12 protein-coding genes are annotated in these 11,159 nt (G+C 63.3%); 7 read left to right on the top strand and 5 right to left on the bottom strand.

Annotated features, from left to right (window positions below):
* Positions 1-92: 92 nt before the first annotated feature.
* The 3 genes from P1T08_17260 to P1T08_17250 all read right to left on the bottom strand — a co-directional run bounded on the left by P1T08_17260 (position 93) and on the right by P1T08_17250 (position 2,014).
* A complete protein-coding gene (locus P1T08_17260) occupies positions 93-701 on the bottom strand; it encodes an NAD(P)H-dependent oxidoreductase (protein MDF1597831.1) in 609 nt (202 codons plus the stop codon).
* Between the two features lie 74 nt (positions 702-775).
* A complete protein-coding gene (locus P1T08_17255; GenBank protein ID MDF1597830.1) occupies positions 776-1,570 on the bottom strand; it encodes a thioesterase family protein in 795 nt (264 codons plus the stop codon).
* Positions 1,571-1,573: 3 nt separating this feature from the next.
* A complete protein-coding gene (locus P1T08_17250) occupies positions 1,574-2,014 on the bottom strand; it encodes a universal stress protein (GenBank protein ID MDF1597829.1) in 441 nt (146 codons plus the stop codon).
* A gap of 113 nt (positions 2,015-2,127) precedes the next feature.
* Between P1T08_17250 and serA the strand changes: the two genes are divergently transcribed.
* On the top strand, positions 2,128-3,714 hold the full coding sequence (gene serA / locus P1T08_17245; GenBank protein ID MDF1597828.1) for a phosphoglycerate dehydrogenase: 1,587 nt from the start codon (positions 2,128-2,130) through the stop codon (positions 3,712-3,714).
* Positions 3,715-3,864: 150 nt separating this feature from the next.
* On the opposite strand, the gene P1T08_17240 is transcribed toward serA, so the two are convergent.
* Complete coding sequence (locus P1T08_17240; GenBank protein MDF1597827.1) at positions 3,865-4,311, bottom strand: phosphatidylglycerophosphatase A; 447 nt, start codon at positions 4,309-4,311, stop codon at positions 3,865-3,867.
* Positions 4,312-4,320: 9 nt separating this feature from the next.
* Positions 4,321-4,884 carry a hypothetical protein gene (locus tag P1T08_17235; protein MDF1597826.1) on the bottom strand — a complete coding sequence of 188 codons (564 nt, stop codon included), beginning with the start codon at positions 4,882-4,884 and terminating at the stop codon, positions 4,321-4,323.
* 77 nt (positions 4,885-4,961) lie between these two features.
* Between P1T08_17235 and P1T08_17230 the strand changes: the two genes are divergently transcribed.
* The 6 genes from P1T08_17230 to gltX are packed head-to-tail and all read left to right on the top strand — an operon-like array spanning position 4,962 to position 11,046.
* A complete protein-coding gene (locus tag P1T08_17230; protein ID MDF1597825.1) occupies positions 4,962-6,881 on the top strand; it encodes a S9 family peptidase in 1,920 nt (639 codons plus the stop codon).
* A gap of 18 nt (positions 6,882-6,899) precedes the next feature.
* Positions 6,900-7,814, top strand: coding sequence for a branched-chain amino acid transaminase (locus P1T08_17225; protein ID MDF1597824.1), 915 nt, complete (start codon positions 6,900-6,902; stop codon positions 7,812-7,814).
* A 10-nt stretch (positions 7,815-7,824) separates the two neighbouring features.
* Positions 7,825-8,322, top strand: coding sequence for a hypothetical protein (locus tag P1T08_17220; protein ID MDF1597823.1), 498 nt, complete (start codon positions 7,825-7,827; stop codon positions 8,320-8,322).
* Positions 8,322-8,867 (top strand): PaaI family thioesterase, encoded by a 546-nt coding sequence (locus P1T08_17215; GenBank protein MDF1597822.1) that lies wholly within the window; start codon positions 8,322-8,324, stop codon positions 8,865-8,867. The genes P1T08_17220 and P1T08_17215 overlap by 1 nt, the downstream gene beginning before the upstream one ends.
* A complete protein-coding gene (locus P1T08_17210) occupies positions 8,864-9,625 on the top strand; it encodes a fumarylacetoacetate hydrolase family protein (GenBank protein MDF1597821.1) in 762 nt (253 codons plus the stop codon). The genes P1T08_17215 and P1T08_17210 overlap by 4 nt, the downstream gene beginning before the upstream one ends.
* On the top strand, positions 9,622-11,046 hold the full coding sequence (gene gltX, locus P1T08_17205; GenBank protein ID MDF1597820.1) for a glutamate--tRNA ligase: 1,425 nt from the start codon (positions 9,622-9,624) through the stop codon (positions 11,044-11,046). The genes P1T08_17210 and gltX overlap by 4 nt, the downstream gene beginning before the upstream one ends.
* Positions 11,047-11,159 lie beyond the last annotated feature (113 nt).

Genomic DNA, 11,159 nt, shown 5'->3' with positions numbered 1-11,159 from the left:
GGTCTCCGGCATCACCCACGACTGGCCCGCCGCCAACCAACCTCACCGAAAGCCACTTTTTCGGCAGCCACCTAGAATCTAGAATCTGTTGTTCAGTCTTCGCCACCGGGGTTACTCGGGGCTTCCTCCCAGGCACGGAGAAACTCGATCGCTTCCGGGGAGGAGTGGAGCGCGGCGAAACGGGCGACCTGTCGACCGACCTCCCTAAGGCGTTGCTCATACACTTCCCTGGTCGGCGAGTTCTGCGCTAGCTCTTGATAGGCCATCGGTATGGATGCTTGCTGAGGAATCACCCAGGCGTGCAGGGCCCTGCCGATCACTCGCAAACCCTGGAGGGCCTGGAGGGCGCCCATCGATCCCCCGGAAACCCCGACCAGCCCGACGATCTTGCCTTCGAACTCGTCGAATCCCATGAGATCGATGGCGTTCTTGAGCACTCCGCTGTAGCCGCCGTGATACTCGGGGGTGCCAAGGATGAGACCGTGTCCGGAAACTACGTCTTGTCTGAGCCGGACCACTTCGGGCAGGCTCGTCGTTCTGTCGCCGTTGCAGAAAGGTAGTTCGTAGTCGCAGAGGTCGATCAGCCGGGTGACTGCACCCGTTTCGGCGGCACCCTCGAGAGCGATCCGGACCGCCAGACGGGTAAAGCTGTCGTGGCGGAGGCTGCCGACGACTCCGGCGATGATGATTTCCTGTGCCACGTTGCGACCCTAGCGGGCGGCGGTGGTTACCCGGCGGCGGTCTGTTTGCCGGGGGCGCAACCGCTGCCCACGGCTCAACTCCTGGGCAGGATCCTCGACAGCTGACGGCTCAAAGCAACGAGGTTGCCTTTTGAGTCCCAGATCTCGCCGTCTTCCTCGACGTGGCTCTTCATCAGGAATCTGGAGGCGAACCAGGTTCGCAGAAATCCGGGTGCCGGCTTGGCACGGAAGTGGATCGTCAGTTCGATTGTCGGCACCCATCCGAATCGTTCGATGTTCAGGACCGTCGGCGGGAGCGCATCCGCGAACAACGCCAGCGATTTCAGATCGGGCTCCCGACCATCGGCGAACCGGATCCATCCGCCGACTTCCGGTCTGCCGGTCGGACTCCCCATCGCTCCGCCCGCCACGCCCGGCTCGAGCCGGAGGTCGAAGCGTTTCTGGATCTCCATCGTCGCCTCCTCCCTGTCGAAGCCGACGCACTCGTCGGGCGGCGGCATCGGGGGAGGGGTGGCGGTGACCAGGGTTGGTCCTTCTGAGGCGTCGAGATCGCCGTAAGTGGCCAGCATTCTCAAGCGTTCGCGGCCATCCTGGAGCAGCCGCGCGCAGGCCGTGGAGAGGGTTCGTCCCTCCCTCAGCACCTCAACCTCGATGGTGGCAGGTTCGCCTGAAGTTATCCGACCGAGGAAGTGGCTGGTGGCCGTCAGAGGATCCGGGTGAGATAACTCCCGGCCGACTGCGGACAGGGCGATCGCCATCAGATAACCACCGTTGGGAATCGTTCCGATGTTCCAGCTCGGTGAGACCTCGACCAACCAGACGCCCTCACCTTCCGGCGAGACCGCCGTATCTCGATCGAATTCGTACATGATCTACGGCACGACCACCACGGGACAAGGGGAGTAGTGCACGAGGCGATCGGCAACGGAACCCATCACGAACCGCTCCATCAACCCGGCACCGCGGCGCCCGATGACGAGCAAGTCGGCTTCAACGTCCTCGCAGTAATGCACAATGGCACTGGCCGGATCGCCGAGCTCTTCGCCGACCTGGTAGTCGATGCCTTCGAGGTTCACTTCGGCGACGGTTCGATCCAGAACCTCTTTCTGGGCCTCCATCAGTGATTCCGACAGCGCCCTGGCAGGTGGGGGTGCTCCACCGATGCCCCACCAGCCCTCGGGCGGTCGAACCACGGTGAGGATGTGCAACTTCGACCCGTTGCGCCTCGCCATTTCCGCCGCCAGCTGGGTGGCTTTGATGCTGCGGTCCGAGCCGTCGACGGCCGCCACGATGACATTCGGTTCCCAGGTCATCTCCAACCTCCTGACTTCCTGTTTCTCACTCTAGGTGGAGCCGATATCGAACGGGCGGGTTTGGTGAAGCCCCTCGAGTCGGGCAAGATTGCGCAATGGAGGAGGTGGTGCCGATGCGGCCGAAAGTGGTGATTGCCGAGACGATTTCTCAGGCGGGCATCGATGTCCTTGCCGAGCACTGCGATGTCGAAATCGCGACGGACCTCGAGCGAGATGAACTGCTGAAGCGTATGGGCGATGCCAACGGCCTGATCGTCCGATCAGCCACGGAGGTCGACGCGGAACTCATCGAATCGGCACCCGAACTCGTCGTCGTGGGTAGAGCCGGCGTCGGCGTCGACAATATCGATCTTCCTGCCGCCACTGCTGCCGGCGTTCTGGTCGTCAATGCTCCACAGGCCAACATCATCAGTGCCGCGGAACACACCATGGCACTGCTGCTCGCCCAAGCACGCAACGTTGCACCGGCAGACGCCAGCTTGCGGGCAGGCCGGTGGGACCGGAAGAAATATCAAGGCATCGAGCTCCACGGGAAGACCCTCGGCGTTATCGGGCTCGGCCGGATCGGCTCCCTCGTCGCGCAAAGAGCTCTCTCGTTCGGTATGCGACTCGTTGCATTCGATCCCTACGTCTCCTCAGAGCGAGCCCGCCGGCTCGGGGTTGAGGTCGCCGACAACCTCGACGATCTGCTGGCACGGTCTGATTTCATCACGGTGCACCTTCCGCGGACCAAGGAAACAGTTGGTCTGATCGGCCGGGACAACATCGCAAAGATGAAGGACGGGGTCCGCATCGTCAACGCCTCCCGCGGTGGGATCGTCGACGAACAAGCACTGGTCGAGGCAGTCCGGTCCGGCAAGGTGGCCGGGGCGGGCCTCGACGTGTACGACATGGAGCCGTTGCGAGACAGCCCCTTGCTCGACCTTCCGGAGGTGGTTCTCACGCCCCACCTCGGCGCTTCGACGATCGAAGCGCAGGACAAGGCAGGGCTCGATGTCGCTGAGGCGGTTGGTGCTGCACTGCGAGGGGAGTTGGTGCTCTCTGCGGTCAATGTGGACATCGGTCGCGATGTCGGAGATGAGACCCGTGAGTTCCTTGGAGTGGCCGAGTTCCTCGGCGCCATCTTCTGTCGCGTCGCACAGGGCCTTCCGGATCGCCTCGTTGTGCGGGCAGAGGGCCGGATCGCGGCCTCCCCGATCAGGCCACTCCGCCTGTCGGCGCTCAAAGGGGCTTTCAACGTGGTGAGCTCGGCTCCGGTCTCGTTCGTCAACGTCGAGGCCCTCGCCAATCAGAGCGGTCTCGTAATCGTAGAGGAAGCCTCGCAGGAATCCGATGAGTTCGTCTCGCTGCTCCGTCTATCGGGGGAGGTGGGTGGGCGGACGGTGTCCATCGCCGGCACCATCGGGCGAAAAGGTGCGCATCTCGTATCGATCTTCGGGCATGACGTCGAACTGCTCATGTCGCGCCACATGTTGCTGGTCCGGAATGCCGATATCCCCGGGGTCATCGGACGGGTGGGCACCTACCTGGGTCAGATCGGAATCAACATCGCCAATATGGCTGTCGGTCAATCCCCCGAAACCGGCAACGCCGCCATGATGGGTCTCAGCCTCGACCGTGCCCTCGATGAGACACAAATGGAGCAGTTCCGCTCTCTCGACGGTGTGGAGGAAGCACAGCAGGTAGAGCTACCACTCTGAGATAGCGGACTCCGTTCGCCCATCAGAGGCGGACTCCGTTCGCCCATCAGAGGCGGACTCCGTCCGCCGTTATAGGTCATAGGTTATGGGTTCTACGTTTTCGCCGGAGTTGTTCCGCCGAGAACCCAGAACCTAGAACCCAGAACCTGTTTAGGTCATGAGTTGGAATGCCCAGCCTGCCGCCAGGCCGTAGAGGCCGGCTACGAGATCGTCTGCGGTAATTCCCCAACCCCCGGGTAACGATTCGGCCGCTCCGACCCCCGGCGTTCGTTTGAAGATGTCGGCGATGCGAAACACGAAGAAGGCGACGAGCGCCGACCAGCCGAGGAGGCCGATCGTGGCCAGGAACATCCCGGCTGCTTCATCGACAACGACCCAGCCGGGGTCACCGTCTTCTGCGAAGTGCCCGGCAGACCACACCGCGGCCACAGCCACGACGACGGCTGCCAGCGCTTGCACCCACCATCCGATTACCCCGAACGCAAGGGAGAAGACGAGCGCCAACGCTGCTCCGACCGTTCCAGAACCGCGGTCCGACCCGCGTACGGCGCCGAGGAGCAGGCCGGATCCAAACCATGAGGCGATGAGTCGATGCACCCCGGGAGGCTAACCGGCCACAGAGTCGAGCCTGCGACCTTGGTCCCACATGCCGAACCCCAAGGCTATGAAGCCGACTAGCAGCAGTTGGGGGGCCAGCACTCCCACCGCCGCCGTCAGCGAAGGAAGGAGGCGTTTCCACGGGCCGAGCGCACCCGTCCGCCAGGCCGCCACACCGAAGAGACCGAGTCCAACCGGGAGCAAGACGAAAAAGGCCAGGAAGATCAGAGTGGCAGGCACGAGGCCGGCGACGGAGGCCGACCCGGTCTCAACATCGATGCCGGCCCCCGCCTCGATGGCCGCCATTAGGTAGCCGACGGTGAGCGAGAGCACACCGGACTCAGCTATCCAGAAACCGGCCGATAATGCCGGGCCCCGTCCGTCTCTATGGATGGAGAGGAGACCGAGCAGGGCCCAGCCCAGGAGAGGAGCGCCGGCGGCCGCCATCAAGAAAGTGAGGACCTCGCTGTCGAACCCGGGACTGGTGAGCATGAGCCCAGCACCACCGGCGGCAGCCATGCCGGCGGCACGGGGGGAGGGTTTGGTCGGTGGGCTGGTGAGTGGTTCGATCATCGCTTGCCGTCGGCTGAGGGATTCACGCTAACCCGGTGCCACTAGATTCCTCTTGTTCGGCCTCATGAAAGGACGCCATGCAGTCTTCGGATCTCGCTCGCCTCACCCTTCCCTCTGATCCCCAGATCAGCCCGGACGGCACACGGGTAGCGTTCGTGGTCACCCGTCCGGATCTCGATGACGATCGGTACCACCGCACGATCTGGGTCTGGGACGGCGGGTCCGCCCGGGCTTTCACCCACGGGCCGGCCGACGTCAATCCCCGCTGGTCACCGGACGGGAAATCGCTCGCGTTCCTCCGGGGCGGAGAGACCCCGGACCAGCGTCCGCAGGTGGCCGTGATGCCGGCCGGCGGCGGAGAAGCCCGGGTCCTCACGGACATTCCCCTGGGTTGCGAGGAGTTGGAATGGTCGCCGGATGGGAGCGGAATTGCGGCCGTCGGGATCACCCATACCGATGAATGGGCGGATCTCGATGATGCCGAACGCGGGCGCCGCCCCCGTCGCGTCACCGACGTGCCCTTCCGGTTCGACAACCTCGGCTGGACCCACGATCGCAAGCGGCATGTCTGGCTGGTCGACCCGGAGGGTGGCGCAGACCCACGCTGTCTGACCGAAGGCGAGTACGACGAGCGATTCATCGCCTGGCGCCCGGATGGGACGGCCATCGCTTTCGCCACCGATCGATCGCCTCGACGAGCCTTTGAAGATGGCATGGACCTCTTCGAAGTCGACATCGAAAACGGCGAGCAGCGGCGCATCGTCGAGCGCGGATCGTGGGCCTTCCCGTCCTATCGGCCCGACGGGACTTTGCATGCCATCGGTGACCCCGTTCCGGGGAGTTGGCCGAGTCTCATCTCCGTATGGAGGATTGGAGAGGAACCGGTCGACCTCACCGGTCACCTCGACCGCAACGTGTTCTCAATGACATTGGGCGTTGCCCCCCGTGGTCCCCAATGGCATGGGCAGACCTTCTTCTCGGTCGTCGAAGACTCCGGGCGTGTCGGCGTGATCCGGGTTCACGAAGACGGCGCCGTTGATCACCTCGTCGATGGGGATCGCGTTGTGAAGGGTTTGACGGTGGATGCGTCCGGATCCCGTCTGGCGATGATCATCAGCAGCCCGACCGACCCTGGTGAGGTTTACATCTGGGAGGATGGCGAGGAGAGGTGTCTGACGGACCTGAACGCGGCGTTCCGCGCCGGGGTGCCGATGTGCGAACCGGAGCACTTCAATGTGGTTTCCGGCGGCATCGAAGTCGACGCCTGGGCCCTGGTCCCGCCGGGTGAGGATCGCCTACCGGTGCTCCTCAACATTCACGGTGGCCCGGCCAGCCAGTACGGTTGGGGATTCTTCGATGAGTTCCAGGTATTCGCCGGCGCCGGTTATGCCGTGATCGCCTGTAATCCGCGGGGCTCGACCGGGCGAGGTCTGGAGCACGTGCGGGCCGTCGTAGGTGACGGCTGGGGCGTCGTCGACGTCGAGGACGTCACCAACACGATCGAGGAGGCCCTGCGCCGCTATCCGCGCCTGGATCCCGAGCGGATCGGAGTCATGGGCGGTTCATACGGCGGGTTTCTCACCGCCTGGTTGATTGCCAAGGATCACCGCTACCGGTCGGCGGTCGTGGAGCGGGCGCTGCTCTCCTTCACATCATTCGCCGGGACGTCGGACATCGGGTCGACCTTCCCGAAGATCTATGCCGGCGTTGACCTCGTCGATGATCCGAATGTCCTGTGGGAGAAGAGTCCTCTGGGGATCGCGCACTTGATCCAGACGCCGACGCTGATCCTCCACTCTGAGAACGACTTCCGGTGCCCGATCGAGCAAGCCGAGCAACTGTTCATGATCTTGAAACGGCAGGAGGTGGAAGCAGAATTCCTCCGCTTCCCCGGCGAGGGCCACGAACTGTCCCGATCTGGAAAGCCGAAACACCGGCAGGAACGGTTCGATGCCATCCTCGACTGGCATGCCCGGCAACTGACCACCAGCGGATAGACCTGCGAAGATACCTCCATGGATAATGCGCAATTCATCTGGATGGACGGAGAGATGGTGCCGTGGGCCGACGCACAGGTCCACGCGCTCAGTCACGGTTTGCACTACGGCACGGGCGTCTTCGAGGGTATCCGGGCGTATGCGACGGCTACCGGGCCTGCCGTTTTTCGCCTGACCGAGCACATGCAACGCCTGCACCGATCGGCGGCCGCCTACGATATCCCCGTCGGCTGGTCGGTCGAGCACCTGGTTGAAGCAGCGCGCGAGGTGGTCAAGGTCAACTCTCTTCCCTCGGCCTACATCCGGCCCCTGGTGACCTATGGGGCAGGCTCGCTCAGCCTCGATCCCGGAGCCTGTGAGCCCGTCACGATCATCGCGGCCTGGACCTGGGGCGCCTACCTGGGCGAGGACGGAGTGCGGAACGGGATCTCCGTCGGCGTCTCCTCGTGGAGGCGATTCGCCGAGTCGACCCTCATCCCGAATGCCAAAGGAACGGGCGGGTACCTGAACTCGGTCCTGGCGAAGCGCGAGGCGTTGCGGGCCGGATTCGACGAAGCGATCATGTTGAACACTGCCGGACTCGTGGCGGAGGGGAGCGGAGAGAACCTCTTCCTCGTTCGTGATGGTGTGGTGATGACACCGGCGGTCTCAGCGGGGATCCTCGACGGGATCACCAGGGCCTCAGTGATACAACTCCTCCAAGATGACGGCGTTGAGGTGCGCGAAGCGTCGCTGGTACGAAGTGATCTCTACTACGCAGACGAACTGTTCTTCACCGGGACGGCAGCCGAGGTGACACCGATCCGGGAAGTTGATCACCGCCCGGTCGGCAACGGTCGACCCGGACCCATCACACAGCGTGCTCAGGACTTGTTCCATGAAGCCGTTAGCGGCAAACTCGACGCGTATCTGAACTGGCTCGAGCCCGTCTAGGAGACAACCAATGGGTCAACAGCCCAACATCGAACTCGAAGTCGACGATCTACCTCGTCCCACTACAGAACCCGGCGCCCCCGGCGTCTGGAAGCCGCTCCGACCCGGCGAGATCAACTCCCCGGCAGATATGCATGTCGGCGGCGTGTTCGGCAATCCAAGTCCGGATGCCGGATGGGTCATCAAGCTCGTCAGGCAGGCCGAATACGAACGCGATTCGGGTGCAATTGACTCCGTCGTGGCGACCGTCGCCTCTGCCCGGGCGTCTGTGTTTGGACGCGGTCCGGTGCCGGATGATGTTGAAGCGGCACTGATCGTCCTGGGGTTGCGCGTCGATGGGCTTCCGGAGGTGACCCGGGCGGACCTCAACCGGCGCCGAACGATGTGGCTGCGCAAATCCGCGCACGAAACCGTGCCCGGTCGTTCGGTCCTCGACGACATCGACCGGGACTTCCTGCACCAGACGCTCGATGAGATTCGCGCCGGTATCGCCGAACAACTCCGCTGATGGATCCGTATCGGTACCTGACGGGGACGGTGATCCCCGTATCCGATCACGATGCTCTCTCGCGGGTTCCGACGATGCACCTTCCATGGTGCTTCGGGTGCGGTCCTGAGAACACGGAAGGACTGGGTCTGCGACCGCACTTCGTCGGTGACCTGGTTGAGGCCGAAATCCGGTTTGCCCCTCGCTTCCAGGGCGGGCCCGGTCTCGTTCACGGTGGGGCGATCTCCGCCTTCTTCGACGACCTGATGGGATTCGTCATGATGGCGCATCAGCGGCCGGGAGTCACAGTCAAACTCGAGACGAACTACCTCCGGCCGATCCCGCTCGGAATGACCCTGCATGGAGCAGCCTGGTTGAGCGCTCAAGAGGGTCGGAAGATGTGGGCCGAGGCGGTCGGCGAAGACGATCACGGCCACCGATACATCGAGGCCACGGCGCTCTTCCTACCCGTCATGGCCGAACACTTCGCCGACACGATGCGGCACATGGATCCTGAGCAGGCCGCCAGACTGTCCAGGTATGAGAGAGACGAGTACTACCCATGAAAATCGTACGAGTACGCAACCCCGAAGGCATCGTCTACGGTGCCGTTGAGCCGGAGGGTATCCGCCTCTACAAAGGTTCTCCGCTGTTCGAATGGGAGTCGACCGAGGTGGTTGCCCCGTTCGACTCCGTTCAACTCCTTTCCCCCGTATTTCCCACCAAGATCGTGGCCATCGGCAGAAACTACGCCGACCACGCGTCTGAGATGGGGGCGGAGGTTCCCGACGCCCCGGTGATCTTCCTCAAGCCGTCGACCTCCGTCATCGGCCCCGGAGCACCCATCGTCATTCCGCCCGATTCGACGAACGTCCACCACGAAGCGGAGTTTGCGGTCGTCATCGGGAGCGTCGCCCGCAACGTGCGCGCCGAGGATGCCGCGTCGATCGTGCTCGGATACACGGCGGCTAACGACGTCACCGCTCGCGACCTTCAACGCGCCGACGGCCAGTGGACCAGGGGCAAGGGATTCGATACGTTCTGCCCGCTTGGCCCCGCCATTGAGACCGAATTCGATCCCCTGGAAGGCCTCGATATCCTGTGCCGCGTGAACGGTGAAGTCCGCCAGGCCGGAAAGACCACCGACCTGGTTTTCGGCGTTGCGGAACTGATCGAGTACGTAACCCGGGTCATGACGTTGTTGCCAGGAGACGTGATCCTCACCGGGACTCCGTCGGGCGTGGGTCCCATCGTCGACGGCGACATCGTCGACGTCGAGGTTCAATCGATCGGCGTGCTCTCCAATCCGGTGGTGAAGCCATGACGGTCCGGGTTCGCATTGCGCCCTCGCCGACCGGGTTGCTGCACGTCGGCAACGTTCGTTCTGCCCTGTTCAACTGGCTGTTTGCGCGACATCACGGGGGTACCTTCGTGCTGCGCATCGATGACACCGATGTCGAGCGCAGCGAGGAACAGTACGAGGACGACATCAAGACGGGTCTGGCCTGGCTGGGGCTCAATTGGGATGAGGGCGTGGATGCCGGCGGTCCGCATGGGACCTATCGGCAGTCGGACAGATTCGACCGATACCGCCAGGTGGCCGAGCAGTTGGTGGCCGGCGGGCACGCCTACTACGACGAACGGACGCCCGAAGAACTCGACGAACTGCGCGCCCGGGCCCAGCGAGAGGGCAAACATCCGAACGTCTACATCCGGCGGCCAGCCACCGATGCGACCTCGGGAGTCGTTCGGTTCTCAGTGCCGCAGGAGGCGGCGGTGGAATTCGTCGATCTCGTTCGAGACGAGATGCGCTTCGGTCAGGAGGTGATCGACGATTTCGTGATTCTTCGTTCGAACGGCGTCCCGACCTATCACCTGGCCTCGACCGTTGATGACGTCGACTACGAGATCACCCATGTGATACGCGGAGAAGATCTCCTGCCTTCAACGCCGAAACACATCCTCCTGACCAGGGCGATGGGAGCCGACCCGGCCGTCTACGCACATCTCCCTCTGCTCTTCGGTCCGGACGGCAAGAAGCTGTCCAAACGCCACGGAGACACGTCGTTGCAGGCGTACCGACGGGGAGGCTATCTCCCAGAAGCAATGTTCAACTACTTGAGCCTGCTCGGTTGGTCGTACGACGCGGAAACCACCATTTTTTCCGTCGAGCAGGCGATCGAGCGGTTCGATCTGGCCGGAGTGTCGAAGAACCCTGCGGTGTTCGACGTCGACAAGTTGCAGTGGATGAACGGTGAGTATGTGCGCGCCATTGAGGCGGCCGATTTCGCCGGGCGGGCCCGGCCGTTGATCGAGGCAGAGCTGGGCCGCCCTCCGACCGATGACGAGTGGGAAACCTTCGCTTCAGTGTCCACGCTGATTCAAGAGCGGGTGAAGCTCATGACTGAGGTCGGGGAGATGAGCCGGTTCTTGTTCGTCGATGAGGTGAGCTTTGACGAACCGTCGTGGTCGAAAGTGATGAAGGGTGATGCGAAAGTGGCTCTAGCAGCCGCAGTCCGGCGCCTATCCGAGGTCGGTGAGTGGACGCCTGCGTCGATCGAAGAGGCGTTACGCCTGGTTCTCGAGGATACGGAACTCAATCCTAGAAAAGGCTGGCAGCCGCTCCGGGTGGCCGTCACCGGATCGCAGGTCTCACCGCCGCTCTTCGAGTCGATGGCGGCGATCGGAAGCGCCAAAACGATCGTCCGACTCCAGCGCGCATTAGAGCGCCTCGAGCGCGAGTGACAAATGGGACTCGCGATGCTCCCCGCGATTGGATGGTTCTAGTGGTCTGTCGCGGATTCAGTGATCTGGTTGAGGGCGGCTCGTCCTCGTTTGACTTTGGCAATGATTTCTTC

It is taken from the genome of Acidimicrobiia bacterium, from assembly GCA_029210695.1.
Taxonomy (GTDB): domain Bacteria; phylum Actinomycetota; class Acidimicrobiia; order Spongiisociales; family JAHEDJ01; genus JAHEDJ01.
This window is presented reverse-complemented; position numbering and strand designations above follow the sequence as displayed.